18 protein-coding genes are annotated in these 18,955 nt (G+C 63.4%); 13 read left to right on the forward strand and 5 right to left on the reverse strand.

The genetic code is table 11. The features are described from left to right. Position 1 precedes the first annotated feature (1 nt). The 4 genes from EJ075_RS03725 to EJ075_RS03740 all read right to left on the reverse strand — a co-directional run bounded on the left by EJ075_RS03725 (position 2) and on the right by EJ075_RS03740 (position 3,238). Positions 2-823: an enoyl-CoA hydratase/isomerase family protein gene (locus tag EJ075_RS03725; RefSeq protein ID WP_126103412.1), complete on the reverse strand. Its 822-nt coding sequence runs from the start codon at positions 821-823 to the stop codon at positions 2-4. Positions 824-893: 70 nt separating this feature from the next. Further along, positions 894-1,823, reverse strand: a complete 930-nt coding sequence (locus EJ075_RS03730; RefSeq protein WP_126103413.1) for a pseudouridine-5'-phosphate glycosidase — start codon at positions 1,821-1,823, stop codon at positions 894-896. 30 nt (positions 1,824-1,853) lie between these two features. Further along, positions 1,854-2,963 (reverse strand): carbohydrate kinase, encoded by a 1,110-nt coding sequence (locus EJ075_RS03735; RefSeq protein ID WP_095483825.1) that lies wholly within the window; start codon positions 2,961-2,963, stop codon positions 1,854-1,856. 95 nt (positions 2,964-3,058) lie between these two features. Beyond that, entirely contained in the window at positions 3,059-3,238 is a 180-nt protein-coding gene (locus tag EJ075_RS03740; RefSeq protein ID WP_126103414.1) for a hypothetical protein, read from the reverse strand. On the opposite strand from EJ075_RS03740, the gene EJ075_RS03745 reads away from it, so the two are divergent. From EJ075_RS03745 to EJ075_RS03765, 5 genes are all read left to right on the forward strand, one after another. Next, positions 3,237-4,220, forward strand: a complete 984-nt coding sequence (locus EJ075_RS03745; RefSeq protein ID WP_126103415.1) for a 2-oxoglutarate and iron-dependent oxygenase domain-containing protein — start codon at positions 3,237-3,239, stop codon at positions 4,218-4,220. The genes EJ075_RS03740 and EJ075_RS03745 overlap by 2 nt on opposite strands. A 66-nt stretch (positions 4,221-4,286) precedes the next feature. After that, a complete protein-coding gene (locus EJ075_RS03750; RefSeq protein ID WP_126103416.1) occupies positions 4,287-5,324 on the forward strand; it encodes an ABC transporter substrate-binding protein in 1,038 nt (345 codons plus the stop codon). Between the two features lie 106 nt (positions 5,325-5,430). Then, a complete protein-coding gene (locus EJ075_RS03755) occupies positions 5,431-6,492 on the forward strand; it encodes an ABC transporter ATP-binding protein (RefSeq protein ID WP_126103417.1) in 1,062 nt (353 codons plus the stop codon). Further along, on the forward strand, positions 6,489-7,355 hold the full coding sequence (locus tag EJ075_RS03760; RefSeq protein ID WP_126103418.1) for an ABC transporter permease: 867 nt from the start codon (positions 6,489-6,491) through the stop codon (positions 7,353-7,355). Before EJ075_RS03755 ends, EJ075_RS03760 begins: the two co-directional genes overlap by 4 nt. Then, the gene (locus EJ075_RS03765; RefSeq protein WP_126103419.1) at positions 7,352-8,134 is read left to right on the forward strand and encodes an ABC transporter permease; all 783 of its coding nucleotides are present in this window, start codon (positions 7,352-7,354) and stop codon (positions 8,132-8,134) included. Before EJ075_RS03760 ends, EJ075_RS03765 begins: the two co-directional genes overlap by 4 nt. A gap of 39 nt (positions 8,135-8,173) precedes the next feature. Here the strand turns inward: EJ075_RS03765 and EJ075_RS03770 are convergent, their stop codons facing one another. Further along, positions 8,174-9,031 carry a MurR/RpiR family transcriptional regulator gene (locus EJ075_RS03770; protein ID WP_126103420.1) on the reverse strand — a complete coding sequence of 286 codons (858 nt, stop codon included), beginning with the start codon at positions 9,029-9,031 and terminating at the stop codon, positions 8,174-8,176. A 179-nt stretch (positions 9,032-9,210) separates the two neighbouring features. Between EJ075_RS03770 and murA the strand changes: the two genes are divergently transcribed. The 8 genes from murA to EJ075_RS03815 all read left to right on the forward strand — a co-directional run bounded on the left by murA (position 9,211) and on the right by EJ075_RS03815 (position 18,950). After that, on the forward strand, positions 9,211-10,467 hold the full coding sequence (murA, locus tag EJ075_RS03775; RefSeq protein ID WP_126103421.1) for a UDP-N-acetylglucosamine 1-carboxyvinyltransferase: 1,257 nt from the start codon (positions 9,211-9,213) through the stop codon (positions 10,465-10,467). Continuing rightward, positions 10,464-11,354, forward strand: a complete 891-nt coding sequence (locus EJ075_RS03780; RefSeq protein WP_126103422.1) for an N-acetylglucosamine kinase — start codon at positions 10,464-10,466, stop codon at positions 11,352-11,354. Before murA ends, EJ075_RS03780 begins: the two co-directional genes overlap by 4 nt. 185 nt (positions 11,355-11,539) lie before the next feature. Further along, the gene (murQ, locus tag EJ075_RS03785) at positions 11,540-12,463 is read left to right on the forward strand and encodes an N-acetylmuramic acid 6-phosphate etherase (protein WP_126103423.1); all 924 of its coding nucleotides are present in this window, start codon (positions 11,540-11,542) and stop codon (positions 12,461-12,463) included. A gap of 127 nt (positions 12,464-12,590) precedes the next feature. Beyond that, positions 12,591-14,129, forward strand: coding sequence for an ABC transporter substrate-binding protein (locus EJ075_RS03790; RefSeq protein WP_126103424.1), 1,539 nt, complete (start codon positions 12,591-12,593; stop codon positions 14,127-14,129). A 43-nt stretch (positions 14,130-14,172) separates the two neighbouring features. Next, positions 14,173-15,132, forward strand: a complete 960-nt coding sequence (locus EJ075_RS03795; protein WP_126103425.1) for an ABC transporter permease — start codon at positions 14,173-14,175, stop codon at positions 15,130-15,132. Next, the gene (locus EJ075_RS03800) at positions 15,132-15,971 is read left to right on the forward strand and encodes an ABC transporter permease (RefSeq protein WP_126103426.1); all 840 of its coding nucleotides are present in this window, start codon (positions 15,132-15,134) and stop codon (positions 15,969-15,971) included. The genes EJ075_RS03795 and EJ075_RS03800 overlap by 1 nt, the downstream gene beginning before the upstream one ends. Beyond that, complete coding sequence (locus tag EJ075_RS03805) at positions 15,968-17,713, forward strand: ABC transporter ATP-binding protein (protein ID WP_126103427.1); 1,746 nt, start codon at positions 15,968-15,970, stop codon at positions 17,711-17,713. The genes EJ075_RS03800 and EJ075_RS03805 overlap by 4 nt, the downstream gene beginning before the upstream one ends. Before the next feature lie 232 nt (positions 17,714-17,945). Beyond that, the gene (locus tag EJ075_RS03815) at positions 17,946-18,950 is read left to right on the forward strand and encodes a serine hydrolase (protein WP_126103428.1); all 1,005 of its coding nucleotides are present in this window, start codon (positions 17,946-17,948) and stop codon (positions 18,948-18,950) included. Positions 18,951-18,955: the final 5 nt, after the last annotated feature.

Consider the following 18,955-nt stretch of genomic DNA (forward strand, 5'->3'; position numbering starts at 1 on the left):
CTCAGTCGAGGCCCTTGAACGGACGGTCACGGAAAGCGAGATATTCCTTGAGGCTCATCTTGGCGAGGTTGGCCATCCATTCACGGCCTTGCTTGGTGACATGCAGTGCTGCGATCGCCTCGATATTGTATTGGAAGGACGGCAGCAGCCCGGCCACCATCTGCTGGTTGTTGATCGACGCCTTGGTGAACTTCAGCGCCGGAACCGGCATGCGCGCCAGCTTGCGGGCGAGGTTTTCCGTCTTTTCCTTCAACTGATCGGCCGGCACGATCCGGTTGATCAGATGCATGCGCAGCGCCTCCTCGGCGTCGACAAGGTCGCCCGTATACATCAGCCAACGCACGTCGCGCGTGGCGAGCAGCCAAGGCATCATCAGCGCCGGCGGCCCGGAATTGTGGCGCACCTCAGGCTCGCCGAATCTCGCATTGTCGGCGGCGATCGCCAGGTCGCAGCACATCATCAGTTCCAGCGCACCGGCCAGCGCATAGCCGTTGACCGACGCGATGACCGGGATCGGCGCGCGCCAGATGTTGAGCAGCGCTTCAGCGTTCTCGCCCATGTCCTCGCGCCAGAAATCGATGTCGACATCGAAGTCGCCGCCCTGCAGATCGTAGCCGGAGGAGAAGGCACGGCCGGCGCCGGTGATCACCAGCGCGTTGATATCAGGATCGGCAACGGCGGCGGCGAGTGCCTTGTCGATCTCGCGGATCACCGTCTTGTTCATCGCATTGAGCTTGTCGGGACGATTGATGGTGATCGTCGCGAACTTGTCGGTCGCGTCCTTCTCGTAAAGGATCGTCTCGTAGGTGGCCTGCTCGCTCATGCGGTTCTCCTGGTATTTTCGGCAGTCGGAAATCGGAGGTCGGTGAAGCCGGGCTGAGAGTTGACCTTGTCTACGCGGCCATGCGCTTCAGCCGCGCATGCGCCACGGCGATGCGAGCGGCGAGCTCGGCGTTGTTGCGGACCAGCGCGATATTGGCCTTCAGGCTGCGGCCTTGCGAAAGCTCGTTGATGCGGGCGAGCAGGAACGGCGTCAATTCCTTGCGTCCGATGCCGCGTTGTTCGGCTTCCGCCACAGCCGCAGCGATCGTGCCGTCGATGAAGGCCGGATCGAGCGCATCCACTTCCGGAATTGGATTGGCAACGAGGATGCCGGTGCCCGAGCCGATCTGCTCGTGCAGCAGCATGGCCCCAGCAATCTCCTCCGGCGTGTCGAGGCGATGATCGGCTTTCAGTCCGCTGGAGCGCGTATAGAAGGCCGGAAAATCATCGCTCTGATAGGCGATCACCGGCACGCGCTGGGTCTCCAGATATTCCAGCGTTTTTGCCATATCGAGGATCGATTTCACGCCGGCGCAGACGGCGGTCGTGCCGGTCTGCCCGAGTTCGGTCAGGTCGGCCGAGATATCGAAAGTGGCCTCGGCGCCGCGATGCACGCCGCCGACGCCGCCCGTCGCGAAAATGCCGATGCCTGCCAATGCAGCGATCCGCATCGTCGCCGAGACCGTGGTGCCGGCCGATCCGCCGCCCACCATGATTGCCGCGAGGTCGCGCCCGGATGCCTTGACCACGTCTTTTGCCGCTGCCAGCTTTTCCAACTCAGTGTCGTCGAGCCCGACCTTGATCTTGCCCGCAACCACCGCGATCGTGGCGGGCACAGCACCGTTCTCGCGCACCACGGTTTCAACACCGCGCGCGGTCTCCAGGTTGGCCGGATAGGGCATGCCGTGGGTGATGATCGTCGATTCCAGCGCCACCACTGCGCGGCCTTCCCGGAGTGCTGCCGCGACTTCGTCGTTCAGGTGAAGGAGGGAAGTTTTCATCGTCGTCTCGCTTTCAGGGTCGTCTCGCTTTCAAGCGGGAATGCGGTACATGCCGGCGGTGAGGAAGCGCGGCGACAGATCGGGATGAACGCTGGATTCACTCTCGGTGGTCAGCGTGGCGAGCAGCGCGCCGGTGCGCGCTGCGTGGGGCACGGGATCGCCCGAAAGCACCTTGTACATGGTGCCGGCAATCATCGCATCGCCGGCGCCGGTGATGTCGACGGCCCGCGCTGGCACGGAGCGCATCGTCGCCACGCCGCTCTCGGTCGCCACAGCAAATCCATGCGCGCCCATGGTCACGATGACCTCGGCAGCACCTGCCGCGCGCAAGGCCGCCGCAGCGTCTTTCGGCTTCAGCCGCTTGTCGGCATCGGTGATGCCAAGCATGGTGTTGGCCTCGTCGTGATTGGTGAACAACAGGTCGATGCCGGTCAGGTCCTTCGGCAGGCGTGCCGATTTCGGCGACGACACCGTGTCGACGGCGAGCTTGAAACGCGCGCCCTGCTTGCGTGACATCAGCGCTGCGATCGTCGCGGCCGGCAGGTTGCAGTCGATGAACACCCAAGTCGCCGAAGCCAGATGCGGCCAGAAGCGATCGAGATAGGATGGTGAAAACAGATCGAAAATCTCCATGTCGGCGATGCCGAGCACGAGATCGTTGTTAAGATCGAGGATGGCCGCGTATTCGGCCGTCGGCCGCTCCGTTGTGGTGATCACCTGGCTGACGTCGGCGCCGAGATCGCGCAGATGCCGCACCAGCGAGCGGCCGGTCTCGTCATCGCCGACAATCGAGACGAAGCTGACGTCGACGCCGAGGCGGACAAGGTTCTCGGCGACGTTGCGGGCGACCCCGCCGAAGCTGCGATAGCCGTCGACCGGGTTCGACGTCTCGAAGATCAGATCCTTCTTGGCGTGGTACTTGCGGTCCAGGACCGCGCCGCCGATGCAGATCATGCGCTTGGAAGCCGGCAACACATAGCCGCGGCCGAGAATGTAGCCCTTGTTGACGAGCTGCACGATGTGGGCCGCGACGGTCGAACGGGCAATGCCGAGCGCGGTCGCTATGTCCTGCTGGCCGGCGAACGGGTTCGCCGCGATGAGGTCCAGAACCGCTTGTTCCTGTGCTCCAAGGTCGTCCATAGTCTCACCCGGCCTGTCCAATTCGTAGCTGAACATTTTCGATATTGACAACAACAGATGATCTTGTCAACATTCGTTTGTAGCTATAACGTCCATCAAACCGGCGTTTCCCCGGCTTCTCTCGAAGCGGGGACAAGGCACAAGAGAAGGCACAGCGATGCGCATGCGAGATCATCCGCCCTGCCCGCTTTCACTGCTTCAACACCCTGAAGCGGCCATGCCTGGTTTTCGCCTTCTGCGTTTGACATTTCCAACAGGAAGGTGATCGCGATCATGCAGCCTGCGCCTCAAGTCGAAGCAACAGATCAAGCCGAAGCAACAGATCAGGGAATTCCCGTCGTCGATGTCGGGCCTTTCATTCGCAACGAGGCCGGCGCCGGCGCTGTCGTTAGGGCTATCGAGACCGCCTGCCGGACCACCGGCTTCTTTCTGGTCACCGGCCATGGCGTGTCGCCCGAGAGGACGATGCGGCTCTATAATCTAGCGCGCGCCTTCTTCGATCTTCCCGAGGACTACAAGCGCAGCCATGGGCGCGGAACCGGCCTGAACGGCGGCGTCGCGTTCTCGCCGATCGCCGACGAGGCGCTGGCTGCCACCAAGGGCATCAAGACACCCGGCGACTACAAGGAAAGCCTGAATTTCGGCCTGCGCCTCAATGGCGACACCTGGCCGGACCAGCCCGAAGGTATCGAGAGCGCCTTTCGCGATTACTTTTTAGAGATGGAGACGCTGGCGAGACATTTACGCCGCATCTTCTGCCAGGCGATCGGCCTCGAGCCCGACTATTTCGAGCCGGCCTTCGAGAACCATCTGTCGGCGCTCCGGGTCATCAACTATCCAGAGCAGGACGTGGATCCCCTGCCCGGCCAGCTTCGCGCCGGCGTTCACAGCGATTACGGCTTCATGACCATCCTGCGTTCGGAAGCCTCGTCCGGCGGCTTGCAGGTGCAGACCCGCGACGGCCGCTGGCTCGATGCGCCGTCGATCGACGGCGCCTATGTCGTCAACATCGCCGACGCCTTCATGCGCTGGAGCAATGACGAATGGGTCTCGACGCCGCACCGCGTCGCCAATCCGCCGCGCAACAGGAAAGGCAGTTCGCGCCGTCAGTCGATCCCTTTCTTCGTCAATCCCAGCAAGGAGACGCTGATCTCCTGCCTGGAGCCGTTCTGCACCGACGGCAAGCAGGCCAAGTATGAGCCGATCACCTATGGAGACTATATCGAGCTGAAGACCAGACAGGCTTTCGGCCGCTGAACGATGGAGGGCTTCGGCCGTCCCAAAGAACGAATTGATTCAAAAAAATCAACAAGGGGAATTGTGATGACGAAACTGACCAGACGACAGACGCTTGCCGGAATGGGCGCGCTCGGCGCCGCCGGGCTCATTGGGATGCCTGCCATCGCCCAGGAAAAGACGCTGATCGTGCCGACGCTCGGCGGCGTCTGGGAACAGTTCTGGCGCTCGACCATCGCACCGGCCTTCGAGAAGGCCTCCGGCGCCAAGGTGACGCTCGATGTCGGCAATGGCCGCGTCTTCGGCGCCAATTTGCGTGCCGCCGGCGTCGACAAGCCGCCCTACTCTATCATCATGACCAATGAGGTGTTCGCGTCCGGCCTGCGCAAGGAGGGCTTCTTCGAAAAACTCGATCTGGCCAAGCTGCCGAATTACAACGACCTCTATCCGCTGGCCAAGATCGCCGACGGTTTCGGCGCCACCGGCGCCATTTCGCCGATCGGCATCGGCTACCGCACCGATCTGGTTCAGACGCCGCCCAAGGCCTGGAAGGACCTGTGGAGCAACGAGGAGTTCAAGGGCAGGATCGGCCTCTACAATTTCGCCAACAGCGCCGGCAAGATGGAGCTGCTGCTGGCCTCGAAGATCTTCGGCAAGGACCAGTATGATGTCGATGCCGGCTTTGACGCTCTCGCCAAGCTCGGCCAGGTGATCCAGGTCGACTTCAACCTCTCCACGGCTTTGTCCTCAGGCGAAATCGTCGTCGCGCCGTTCGATTTCGGCGAGATCGCGCGGCTGCGCAAGCAGGGCCTGCCGGTCGAATGCGTCGTTCCCGAGGAAGGCATGTTCATGTTCGACCAGACGGTCTCGATCCTGGCCAATGGACCGGAAAAGGAGCTGGCCTATCAATATGCTGACTTCCTGCTGTCGCCGGAAATCCAGATGCTGATGGCGAAGGAATTCTTCGTGTCGCCGACCAACTCCAAGGTGGTCATTCCGGACGACCTCAAGGCCGACGTGCCGGTCTCGGGCGAGGCAATGACCAAGATACTCACCTGGGACTGGGATTTCGTCAACGAGAAGCAGGGCGAGCTGGCCGAGCGCTGGGCCAAGACGATCCTTTAAGGGCTGACATTGAACTTGGGATGGCGCGTCTCGCTTTCGGGGCGCGCTTCCCGCCAGCCGCGCCGCACCTGCGGTGGCGGTCGATCGCCTGTGAAGTGGAGCATTCATGACCGAGGTTAGCATCGAGCGGCTGACCAAGACCTTCGGCAGCGCACGCGCGGTCGACGGCATCTCGATCCGCATCGCCGATGGCGAGTTCATTTCGCTGCTCGGTCCCTCAGGCTGCGGCAAGACGACGACGCTGAAGATGATCGCCGGCTTCGAGGAAGCGAGCGAAGGCGCCATCCGCTTCGACGGCAAGGACGTCATCAACGTGCCGGCCGAAAAACGCGACATCGGCATGGTGTTCCAGAACTATGCGCTGTTTCCGCATATGACGGTGGACCAGAACCTCGCTTTCGGGCTGGAGATGCGCAAGATCGCCAAGCCGGAAATGCGCAGCCGCATCGCCAAGGTGCTCGAGATGGTGCAACTCGGCGGCTATTCCGAGCGCTTTCCGAACCAGCTTTCCGGCGGTCAGCAGCAGCGCGTGGCGCTGGCGCGGGCGCTGGTCATCGAACCAAAGATCCTGCTGCTCGACGAGCCGCTCGCCAATCTCGACGCCAAGCTGCGCGAGGAAATGCGCGTCTTCATCCGCGACCTGCAGCGCCGCGTCGGCATCACCACCGTCTATGTCACGCATGACCAGGCCGAGGCGATGACGATGTCCGACCGGGTCGTGGTCATGTTCGGCGGCCGCATCGCCCAGATCGGGGCGCCGTCCGACATCTATGAACGCCCCGAAAATCTCGAGGTCGCGCAATTCGTCGGCCAGGTGAACCTGATCAAGGGCACGGTCAGTGGGAAGGCGGAAGTCGGCAAAAGCCGCGTCACGTCCGTCTTTGGCGAAGTCGCCGTCGACAGCCGCGAAGGCTATGCGTCGGGCACCGCCGTCACACTGTCGCTGCGCCCGGAGGCGATCGAACTCAGGCCCGCAGGTCAGGGCGGCGCACCGGGAAAGGTTACCGCGCGCTACTATTCCGGCAGCATCATCGATTATCGCGTCGGCCTCGATTCCGGCGAAACGCTGCACGTCCAGACCTTTCCGAACATTCGGATTGCCGAAGGCGACCGCGTCAGCGTGCACGCGCCGGCGGATGGGTTCTGGCTGCTCGGGGCAGCAAAATGAGGGCGGCGCGCCGCAAGGGCCTTGGACCGCTGGTCCTGATCGCGCCGGCGGCGGTGCTGCTCGGCATCTTTCTCATCCTGCCCTATCTCAACATCGCGGTGATGAGTTTCCGCATGCCGGGACAAGGCACGCCTTACGGCCCGGGCTTCACGACAGGCAATTACACCAAGTTCTTCGCCGACAGTTTCTACCTGCACCAGGTCGCCAACACGCTGTGGATCGGCCTGCTCACCACCGCGATCTGCCTTGTCGTCGGTTTTCCCGTCGCCTGGCAATTGGCGCGCGGCACCATGCGCTTTCGCGCACTGGCCTACGGGCTGGTGCTGTCGCCGCTGCTGGTCGGCATCGTCATCCGCTCCTATGGCTGGACGATTCTTTTGGGCAATGCCGGCCTCATCAACCGCACGCTGACCGGCATGGGCCTCATCGATCGCCCGCTGCCGCTGATGTACAATGCGCTCGGCATCGTCATCGCGCTGGTCCACGTCTTCCTGCCCTTCATGATCCTGCCGATCATGGCGGGGATCCAGGGCGTCGACCCGTCGCTGGAATCGGCGGCGCGCTCGCTCGGCGCCTCGCGCTTCACCGCCTTCCGCCGCATCGTCCTGCCGCTGTGCACGCCAGGCATCCAGGCCGGCTGCATTCTCGTCTTCGTGCTGTCGCTCAGCGCCTATGTGACGCCGTCGCTGATCGGCGGCCTCAGGGTCAAGACCATGGCCGTCACCGTCGTCGATGCGCTGATCGACACCTTCCAGTGGCCATGGGGCTCGGCGCTTGCGCTGATGCTGTCCGTCACCGGCGCGCTCTGCGTCGTCATCTTCGCGCGGCTGACGCGCATGAAATGGAAGGTGGCGCGGACATGAAGCGGCCGGTGCTCACGCTCTACTGCCTGCTGGTCTATGCCTTTCTGCTGGCGCCCATCCTGGTGGTCGTCGGCGCCTCCTTCAACGCCGGTAATTTCCTGACGTTCCCGCCGCAGGGCCTGTCGCTGCGCTGGTATGTGACGTTCTTCCACAATGACGTATTCATGCGCGCGATCCGCACCTCGCTCTGGGTGGCGGCGGTGGCGACCGTCATTTCCGGAACCATCGGCACCATGGCCGCGCTCTACTATGTCCAGCATGCCGGCCGCTGGAAGGAGGCAGTACGGATTGCCATGCTGGCGCCGCTGCTGCTGCCCGAAGTGCTGACGGCGATCGCGCTGCTGTTCTTCGTCTATGCGATCGGCATCGGCACCACGACCATGATCGGCATGGTCGCCGGCCATGTGCTGATCACGCTGCCCTTCGTCTTCATCAACGTCTCGGCCTCGCTGGAAAGCTTCGACCCGTCCTGGGACATGGCGGCGCGTTCGCTGGGCGCAGACCGCCTGACCCGCTTCCGCCGCATCATGCTGCCGCTGATCAAGCCCGGCGTCATCGGCGGCGCGCTGTTCGCCTTCATCATATCCTTCGACACTTTCACCATCTCGTTCATGCTGAAGGGAATCGGGACGTCGACGCTGCCGATCCAGCTGTTCGACTATCTGCGCACCAACTTCACGCCGGAAGCCGCAGCCGTCTCGACCGTATCGATCGTGCTGACGCTGGTGGTGGTGATCGTCTCGGAGAAAGTGCTGGGCCTGCGCATCCATCGCTTCTGAGATGATGCTGCGCTTGTCATCTGCAACACACCGGCAGCGCTATGATCGATCCGCCTTCAGCACCGAGACGGCCACTTCGCTGTTGTGGACATATTCATTGGCGTCCGGCTGCTTTTGCACGAGCAGGATGAACAGCAAGTCCGTCAGTGTCAGCTGCGCATCGCGTGCGGTGATGGACGAGGAGCGTGCACGCTCTTCGTCGGCGATGGTGTAGAGGCGGATGTCGGCGACTCGGCTCAACGGATTGTCATGCAGGCCGGTGACGGCGATCACCGTCGTGCCGCGCTTGCGGGCAAGTTCGGCCATCCGCAAGGTTTCGATGCTGGCACCGGAATAGGAGAGCGCGAACAGCACGTCGCCGGGTCCGAGCGTCGAGACATTGGCCATCTGCACATGGCTGTCGCTGTCGTGCAGCACATGACGGCCGAGCTTCATCAGCTTGTAGGAGAAATCGCGCGCCACCAGCGAGGAGGCACCGACACCGACCAGATGAATGCGACGCGCGCGGTCCAGCATTTCCAACGCCCTGGAGATGATCCGCTCGCTGTTGGCGGCGACGGTCTGCTGCATCGACAGAAGCTTGCTGCCGGTCAGCTTCTTCAGGATGACCTGGTAGCTGTCGCCAACCTCGATCGAGCCGTGGATCACTCCAGCCGGCACTTGCCATTCCTGCGCCTTGGCCTCGCTGACGGCGAGCTTGAGTTCCTGATAGCTGACATAGCCCAGCTTCTGGCTGAACTTGACGACGCTCGACTGGCTGCGGCCGATCTCGGCCGCGAGAGCCGCCGTCGACAGGCGCAGCATCTGGTCCGGGTTGTCGATGATGAATTGCCCGATCTGGCGATCACCGGGCGCCATGGTTTCGAGCTTGGCCTCGATCTTCTTCAGGACGGACATGCGTTCCCTTGTCGCCAGTTGCAGGCAATGCCAGCCAAGGAATAAATTATTCCGGCCACGATTGACAGCCAGGAATGATCCATCGACTCTCGAGCCGATACGACCGGCCCAGATTCGGGCATGAAAGATCGCCTGCGAGCGCGTAAGCTCGTACACATATCAGGTCAGGTTCCAGAGCCATGGACAAATTGCGGATCGCCGGCGGACACAGGCTGCAAGGCGCGGTGACCATCTCCGGCGCCAAGAACGCAGCTTTGCCGCAGATAGCGGCCGCCCTGCTCAGCCCCTATCCGCTGGAGCTGACGAACCTGCCTGATGTGACCGATGTGGAAAATATGCTTGGCGTGGTGAGACTGCACGGCGCCGAGATCACCAGATCAGCCCATGCCGCCACCATCGATACAAGTGCTGCCCTCTCGAAGGAGACATCCTACGACACGGTGAGGCGCATGCGCGCGACGGTGCTTGTTCTCGGCCCGCTGCTTGCCCGCTTCGGCCATGCCAGGGTTTCGCTGCCCGGCGGATGCGCGATCGGCGCACGGCCGGTCGACATGCATGTCGCGGCGCTCGCCGCCCTTGGCGCCGACATTGCCATCGAGAACGGGCTGATCGTTGCGTCGGCGTCGGGCGGATTGAGAGGCGCGCGTATCGTGCTGAGCTCGCCGTCGGTCGGAGCGACGGAGACCGCGATGATGGCCGCGACCGCGGCGAAGGGCGAGACCGAAATCCTCAATGCGGCGCGCGAACCGGAGGTGGCGGACCTCGCCGCCTGCCTGAACGCCATGGGCGCCCGGATCGAAGGTGCGGGCACGCACCGCATCCTGATCGAGGGCAGCAGCAACTGGCGTGCTGCCACGCACGACATCATCCCGGACCGGATCGAGGCCGGCACCTACGCGATTGCCGCGGCCATCACCGGCGGCCAGCTCGAGCTGACCCATGCGCGGCTCGAGCATATGGCATCGGTGGTGCAGCTGCTCGAGGCCACGGGTGTGAAGGTCTGGCCCGGCGACCGTGGACTGATCGTATCGAGGGACGGCCCCCTCAGAGCGGTCGACGTTACGACGGAACCCTATCCTGGCTTTCCGACCGATCTCCAGGCCCAGTTCATGGCGTTGATGTGCTGTGCCGACGGCGCGGCGCTGTTGCGCGAGACGATCTTCGAGAACCGCTTCATGCATGTTCCCGAGCTGATGCGGCTCGGCGCCAATATCAAGCTGCAAGGGACCATGGCGCTGGTGCGCGGAGGCGAGAAGCTGAGGGGCGCGCAGGTGATGGCCACCGATCTGCGCGCCTCCGTCTCGCTGGTGCTGGCGGCGCTGATCTGCGAAGGCGAGACAGTCATCAACCGGGTCTATCACCTCGACCGCGGCTATGAGCAGCTGGACCGCAAGCTCCGCCTGTGCGGCGCCCAGATCGAGCGGATAAGTGGATGAGTGTCGCCGCGGCGTCTGCGCATTATTTCCTGGGCGTCGACGGCGGCGGAACCGGCTGCCGCGCCCGCATCGAAGACGAAGCGGGAACGGTGCTGGGGCAAGGCTTGTCGGGCCCGGCAACGACGCGGCTCGGCATCGGCGCGGCCTGGGCCTCCGTTGCCAAAGCGTTTGACGCGGCGATCGAGGAGGCGGGTTTCGGGCCGGCGGAGATCGCCCGGATCCGGGCAGGAATTGGCCTCGCCGGCATCGGGCGCAAGGGTGCGCTGGAGGCGTTTCGGGCGATTGCACATCCCTTTGCCAGCATCGACTTCGTCAGCGACGGCGTCGGCGCCTGCCTTGGTGCGCATTCGGGCCAGGACGGCGCCATTGTCATTGCCGGCACCGGCTCCATCGGCATCGGTTTTGTCGACGGGCGCGACCTGCGCGTCGGTGGCTACGGCTTTCCGATCTCCGACGAGGGAAGCGGCGCCGACCTTGGGCTGAAGGCCGTGCAGCTCGCCTTGCGCGCCCACGATGGCCGGCACGAGCGCACGGCGCTGCTGACGGAGGTCATGCAGCGTTTCAAGGACGACCCGATCGAGGCGGTCGCCTGGATGGACCGCGCCACAGCGACCGACTATGCGGCTTTCGCACCCATGGTGATCCGCCACGCCGACCAGGGAGATCCGGTCGGACGGCGCATCGTGCAAGGTGCGGCCGAGCAGGTCGATACTTTCGTGCGGGTGCTTTTCGAAAAAGGCGCGCCACGGGTGACGTTGCTTGGAGGGTTGTCCAGCCCGCTCGAGCCGTGGCTTGCTCCCGACGTCCGCCGGCGTCTGAAACCCGCCGACGGCGACGCGGTTTCAGGTGCCATCATCCTAGCCAAAAAGTCTCTTGGCGGCCGATAGCGTTCCAACATAGGAATATTATATTCCATAATCCGTTGACACTGAGAATATTCAATTCTAGAAAGTTAACAAAGCAGAAACCGGAACAGCCGACACGAAGCCAATGTCAACCGCTGGCACTGGTCGACGCTTGGCGCGGCATCAGATTAGTTACTGCCGACGGCAAGAACTTTGAAAGCAAGCGGATGAGCGAACAAGGGTTGATGTCGGAGCTGGAGCGGTTGGTTTCCGAGGATCGGAACCCGAAGACGATGGATATCGACCTGCTGCCGACCATCGATATCCTGCGCAAGATCAATGACGAGGACAGAGGCGTTCCAGCTGCCATCGAGAAGGTCATTCCGGAAATCGCCGCCGCCGTAGACCGGATTGTGGCTGCTTTCCAGAAAGGTGCGCGGCTTGTCTATATGGGTGCCGGCACGAGCGGCCGGCTGGGGGTCCTCGATGCCTCGGAGTGTCCGCCGACCTTCGGCGTGCCCGAGAGCATGGTGGTGGGCCTGATCGCAGGCGGTCCCGATGCGCTGGTGCGGTCCGCCGAGGGCGCGGAGGATGATCCAAAACAGGGCATGAAGGCTCTGCAGGAGATCAATCTCACCGCCGACGATGTGGTGGTCGGCATCGCGGTCAGCGGGCGCACGCCCTATGTCATCGGCGGCTTGACCTATGCACGGCAGGTGGGAGCGACGACCGTGGCGCTCTCCTGCAACGCCAAATCGATCATCGCCGGCCTTGCCGACATCGCCATCTCTCCGCTTGTCGGCCCCGAGGTTCTCACCGGCTCGACCCGGCTGAAGTCGGGAACGGCGCAAAAGCTCGTCCTCAACATGCTGACGACCGCCAGCATGATCCGCATCGGCAAGAGCTATCAGAACCTTATGGTGGACCTTAATCCCAGCAACAAGAAGCTCGTTGCCAGGGCCGTCAGGATGGTGATGCAGACGACCGGTTGCGCGGCGCAACAGGCACGACAAGCACTCGACCAGACCGGCAATGACGTCAAGCTGGCGATACTGGTGACGATCACCGGCACGGGCGTCGGAGAGGCGCGCGAGGCGCTTGGCGCTGCCGGAGGGTTCCTGCGAAAGGCGATAGGCGAAAAGACGGTGTGAAGCCGCATGGATACTGGGCCGACAGACTGGGCCCGATAGACTGGGCCGACATTCTGGGGACGCGTGTCTCTTTGAAGCGGACCGGGGAACTGCAAGGCATCGAGTTCGATCACAATGGGAGACGACGATGGTACAGCACCTTACCAAGAAACTGCTTTCCGGCATGACGCTACCTGGCATTGCCTTGGCGGCGATGCTCGGCATTGCGGCAGTCCCGGTGCAGGCGGATGCGGCGACGTTGCGTATGGCCTGGTCACAGGACGCCACCGGGCTTGATCCGCACAAGCAGACGGCCTTTTCGTCACTGCGGCTGCTGGAGCTGATCTACGAACCGCTGGTGCGGCTCGACGCCAGCCTGCAGATCACCCCGGCCATCGCCGATTCCTGGCAGTTCTCGGCGGACGGCAAGGAGCTGACCTTCAAGCTCAATCCGAAAGCAAAATTCCAGAACGGCGCGGCGGTGACGTCGGCCGATGTAAAGGCATCGTTCGAACGGATACTCGACGAGAAGACAAGTGCAGCCGCCCGCGCCAACTTCCTTTCGATCGCCAGCATCGATACGCCAGATTCGGCCACCGTCGTGTTTCACCTGTCGCAGCCGGATGTTCCGATTCTGACGGCGATGAGCGACATCAACGCAGCCATTGTCCCTGCCAGCGAAATCGCCGCCGGGTCGATCGGCACGACGACGATCGGCTCGGGTCCGTTCAAGCTCGAGAAATGGGATCCGAATTCCAAGGAAGTGCTTGTGGCCAACAAGGACTGGGCCGGTGGCGCGACCGGCGTCGACGGCATCGACATCTCGGTGCTTCCGGACGAGACGGCGATCCTGGCGGCGCTGCGCACCAAGCAGGTCGATTTCGCGCTGCTCAACGACCCGCTTGTCGCCACGCTGGTTCCAAAGGAAGCCAGCCTGCAATTGAACCGCGTGCCGGTTCTTGCCTATCACGTGCTGCAGCTCAATCCGTCACGCAAGCCGATGACCGAGCTCAAAGTGCGTCAAGCCATCTCTTGCGCCATCGACCGGCAGGAGGTGCTGGACACCGCCTCGCTTGGCGAAGGCAAGATCACCGGTCCGCTGACGATCCCTGCTCTGGCGACCGATCCGAACCAATTGTTCTGCTACACGCGCGACGTCGAGAAGGCCAAGAAGCTGATGGCCGAGGCCGGCTATGCCGACGGCTTTTCGGCGAGCGTGATCGGCGCCACCGGCGAGCCGCCGACGGCGGCGGCCGAAGCCCAGGTCATCCAGTCGCAGCTCGCCGAAATCGGCGTCAAGCTCGACATCAAGATGATGGAGCTCAATGTCTATGTCGATGCCTGGCTGAAGGGCGACTTCGACATGGCCATCGCCTTGAACGGCGGCAGGGCCGATCCCTACACGATGTACAATCGCTACTGGACCAAGGCCGGAAACTTGCAGAAGGTGGCGAACTATATCGACGACACGCTCGACGGACTGATGCAGAAAGGCCGCACCGAGACCGACCCGGCGGCACGCAAGGTGATCTTTGGCGATTTCGAGAAACATATCACCGAGATGTCGCCCTGGATCTGGCTCTACACCTCGTACAGCTATACGGCCCAGCAGAAGAATGTCGGAGGGTTCGTGCCGGTGCCGACCGGATCGCTGTTCAGCCTCGCCAAGGTAACGCTCCAGCAGTAACCAACTCCGGCTTCGGACCTATCGCCCGAGAGGTATTCTTCGCGTGAACTATCTGATGCGACGGCTGGCGACGTTTCCTCTCGTCCTGATTGGCGTGTCCGTTCTCGTTTTCGTGGCGATCCGGATGGTTCCGGGCGACTCGATCACGGCGATGCTGGGGACCGAAGCCGGCCTCCTTACGCCCGCGCAGCGTGATGCGCTTGCAGCCTATTTCGGCATCGATCAGCCCTGGTTCATCCAGTACTGGCGCTGGCTGCTCGGTCTCTTGCACGGCAATCTGGGCATCTCGGTCACCTATGGCAAGCCGGTCCTCGACGTTATCCTTGAGCGCTTCCCGCTCACGCTCGAGCTCGCGCTGCTGGCGATGATCATCGCGCTTGCGGTCGGCATGCCGGCGGGGGTTTTCGCCGCCACGCACAATGAGAAGCTATCGGATCTCGGCGTGCGCGTGGTCGCGATGATCGGTCAGTCGACGCCGAATTTCGTTCTTGCCCTGCTGATCATCTACACTCTGTCCGCCGGCTTTGGCGTGCTGCCGGCAATGGGCGCGTTTTCGCCCCTGTGGCAGGATCCGCTGCGCAATCTGGGCCAGCTGCTGCTGCCCGCGGTGACGCTTGGATTTGCCTTCGCGGCCTCGGTAACCCGCATTTCGCGGTCGGCCATGCTCGACGTGCTGAGCGACGACTATGTCAGGACGGCCCGCAGCAAGGGCGCCTCCAACCGCAGCGTCATCTGGCGCCACGCCCTGCCGAATGCGCTGATCCCAGTCGTCACGCTGAGCGGCATCGAGTTCGGCTACCTCCTGGGCGGCGCCGTCATCGTCGAGCAGATCTACGCGCTGCCGGGTCTCGGACGCATGGTCCTGGATGCGATCCTGCAGCGCGACTATGCGCTGGTGCAGGGAAGCGTCCTGTTCATCGCCTTCAACTTCATGATCGTCAACCTCCTGGTCGACCTCGCCTATGTCGCGCTCGATCCGCGCATCCGGCTGGGGGAGCGCTGATGCGTATTCTGCGCGCCATCTTCGCGCATACCAGCGGCCGGATCGGCGGCGCGATCGTCGCGCTCTATCTGCTGCTTGCGATCCTCGGAATGCTGGGACTGACGCCGCACAATCCGCTGATGCAGTATCGCGTCGACCGGCTGCATGCGCCCGACAGCGCCTACTGGATGGGCACGGACCTGTTCGGCCGCGATGTGGCAAGCCGGCTAATGATCGGGATCGGCCAATCCTTCACGGTGGCGTTCTTCTCGGTCGCTTTCGCAACGCTCGCCGGCACCATCCTCGGGCTGGCGGCAGCGTGGTTCGGACGCCGCTGGGACGGCCTGCTAATGCGCATCATGGACGTGCTGCTGGCGTTCCCGGCGATCCTTCTGGCACTGCTGATCGTCACAGTTGCAGGGCCGGGAACATGGACCAGCATCGTTGCCATCGCCATCGTCTACACGCCGATCTTCACGCGCGTCGTGCGCGGCCCTGCGCTGTCGCTCAAGGCGCGTGAATTCGTCGACGCCGCGCGCACCTTCGGCTCCAGCTCAAGCTACATCCTGACCCGGCATCTGCTGCTCAACCTCGTGGCGCCGTTGACCGTCCAGGTAACCCTGGCGCTGGCCTGGGCATTGTTGACGGAGGCCGGCTTGAGCTTCCTCGGCCTTGGCACACAGCCGCCCGCCGCGTCGCTCGGTCTGATGCTGAGCGACAGCCGCAACCTCATGGAAACAGCCCCCTGGCTGATGATCTTCCCGGGGCTCGCCATCATGGTCAGCATCCTGGGCTTCAACCTGCTTGGCGATGCCTTGCGCGATATCCTCGATCCGAAGATGCGGAGGTCGATCGCGTGATCCCGCTTCTGTCCGTCACCGACCTGCACGTCGGCTTCGGCCGCAACCCTGAAGCCAATGAGGTCGTTCGCGGCGTCAGTTTCGACCTCGCCGACGGCGAGACATTGGCAATTGTCGGCGAAAGCGGCTCGGGCAAGTCGGTCACCGCTCTGTCGATCAACCGTCTCGTCGACTATGGCGGCGGCCGCATCACCGGCGGCTCGATCAAGCTGAGACGGGCCGACAACAGCGTCTTCGACCTGTTGACGGCGACCGAGCCGCAACTGACAAAGATCCGCGGCGCCGAGATCGGCATGATTTTCCAGGAGCCGATGACCTCGCTCAATCCGGTGCTGACCATCGGCACGCAGATCGAGGAATCGTTTCGCCTGCATCGCGGCCTGACCGGCCGGCAGGCTACGGCTGCAGCAAAGGATGCGCTCGATCGCGTGCGCATTCCGGATGCGGCGCGGCGGCTGGAATACACGCCGAACCAGCTGTCGGGCGGGATGCTGCAGCGCGTGATGATCGCCATGGCGCTCGCCTGCAATCCGCGCCTGCTCATAGCTGACGAGCCGACGACGGCGCTTGACGTGACGGTGCAGGCGCAGATCATGGCGCTGCTCGCCGAGCTCAAGCGGGAAACCGGCATGTCGATGATCTTCATCACGCACGACATCGGCCTGGTCGCCGGCATCGCCGACAAGATCATGGTGATGCAGGGCGGCGAGGCCGTCGAGCAGGGCGAGTTGAACCAGATACTCGACCATCCGCAGCACCCCTACACGCAGCATCTGCTGCACGCCGTGCCGCATTTCGCCAGCGGTCGCGCGACGCGCTCGGACGGGCGACGCGAACAGGACAAAGGCACCGAACCCGCGCTGAAGGTCGACGGCCTGGTGGTGCGGTTTCCGGTCAAATCAGGTTTCTTCGGCCGCGCCAGCGGCGCCGTGCATGCGGTCGACGGCGTCGATTTCGACCTGATGCCCGGCGAGACACTGGCCATCGTCGGCGAGAGCGGCTCCGGCAAATCCACCACCGCGCGCGCGATCCTGGGGCTTGTGCGGTCGACGCGCGGCACATTCTCGGCCGGCGCGCGGAAGGCTGCCGCCGAGCAGAGCGCCCTGCCAGTGCAGATGGTGTTCCAGAACCCCTACGCTTCGCTCAATCCCAGGCTCAGCATCGCCAGCATTCTGGCGGAACCGGTGATCGCCACCGGCCGTGTGAACGCGCAGACGCGGGAGAAAATGGCCGCGCTGCTGAAACGCGTCGGCCTGCCGGAAAGTAGTCTTGAACGATACCCGCACGAATTCTCGGGCGGCCAGCGGCAAAGACTGTGCATCGCCCGCGCGCTGATGCTCAACCCTTCCGTCGTCGTCCTGGACGAAGCGGTCTCCGCGCTCGATGTCTCGGTGCAGGCCAGGGTTCTGGAGCTGTTGGTCGACCTGCAGCGCGAGTTCGGGCTGGCCTATCTGTTCATTTCGCATGACATGGCTGTCGTCGAGCGGATCGCCCACCGCATCGCGGTCATCTATGCCGGCCAGATCGTCGAGATCGGCGACGCCACATCGGTGTTGTCGGAGCCGAAGCATTCCTACACGAAGAAGCTCATTGCGGCGGTTCCCACCATCGACCGGCGGCGCGAGCATTTCGAACTGGACACGCGCCAGGTCCCCTCGCTTGTGCGGCCGCTGGGATTTGAACCGGAGCCGGCGAGGTGGGATGAGTTCGGGCCGGATCACAGAGCGAGGGTGGAAGCGTGATGCATGTCGCCCAAAATTATCCAGACGCAGCGGGACAGCACCCCCCTCTGTCCTGCCGGACATCTCCCCCTCAAGGGGGGAGATTGGATGTCGCCTTAGGTTTCGCCAATTTTCAACGCGGAAAGAAATGGACGGCGGCGCCAAAACTGCCAATCTCCCCCCTTGAGGGGGAGATGTCCGGCAGGACAGAGGGGGGTGTCGTAAAGCGCCAAGTTTCGAGCGGAGGCTGGCATTGACCGACCTCGCCCACTTCTTCGACCGCGCCTTCGCCCCTCTCGAAGCGGCGGTGGCTGCCTCACGCATTCCCGGCGGCGTGCTCGGCATGGTCGATCGGCATGGCGACCGCTTCGTCCGGGCAATCGGCTCGGCTCAAATCGTGCCGAAGGTGCGGCCGATGCATGTCGAGACCTGGTTCGATCTCGCCTCGTTGACCAAAATCATCTTCACGACGCCACGCATCCTGGCGCTGGCGGAAGAAGGCGTTATCGATCTCGACGCACCGCTGATCTCGGTTCTATCAGATCTTCGCCAGTATGATGAAAAGGCCTGGGAGCGGAAGGTGACGTTTCGCCAGTGCCTCGGCCATCAGACGCCGTTTCCCGCCGTTGCGCCAATCTACACCTACGGGCGCGACCCCGAGCTGTTGCGCGCCTTCGTCCTGCAGCGCGAGTGGCAGGCCGGGGAACCGGTCTATTCCGACATCAATTTTATCCTGCTCGGCTTTGCCCTGGAGCGCGTGTCGGGAAAGGCCATCCGCGAGATGGACCCCGGCCCGGGCTTTGCGTTCTCCGCTGAGCCGGATCAAACGGCGGCGACGGAAGACTGCACCTGGCGTCATCGCGTGCTCTCAGGCGAGGTCCACGACGACAATTGCTCGGCGCTGCAAGGTGCGGGTCACGCCGGGCTGTTCGGAACGGCGGCGTCTATCCTCGACTTTGCACAAGGATTGCTGGACGGGACCGGCGCATCCGCGCGTACGATCACGCTGATGCGCACGCCCTTATCCGCGACCCGCACCCATGGCTGGGAGCAGCCCTATGAAGGCTGGTCCGGCGGCCGGCTGTGCAGCCCCGGGAGGATCGGGCATACCGGCTTTACCGGCACCGGGCTGTGGATCGACTTCGACAAAGGCAAGGCATGGACCTTGCTCACCAACCGGATCCATCCGACACGTCATTTCAACAGCGGGATCGCAGCGCTTCGCCAATCGGTCGGCGATCTCGTCAACGGAGCCTAGGATAG

This window comes from Mesorhizobium sp. M6A.T.Cr.TU.016.01.1.1, assembly GCF_003952585.1.
Classification (GTDB): domain Bacteria; phylum Pseudomonadota; class Alphaproteobacteria; order Rhizobiales; family Rhizobiaceae; genus Mesorhizobium; species Mesorhizobium mediterraneum.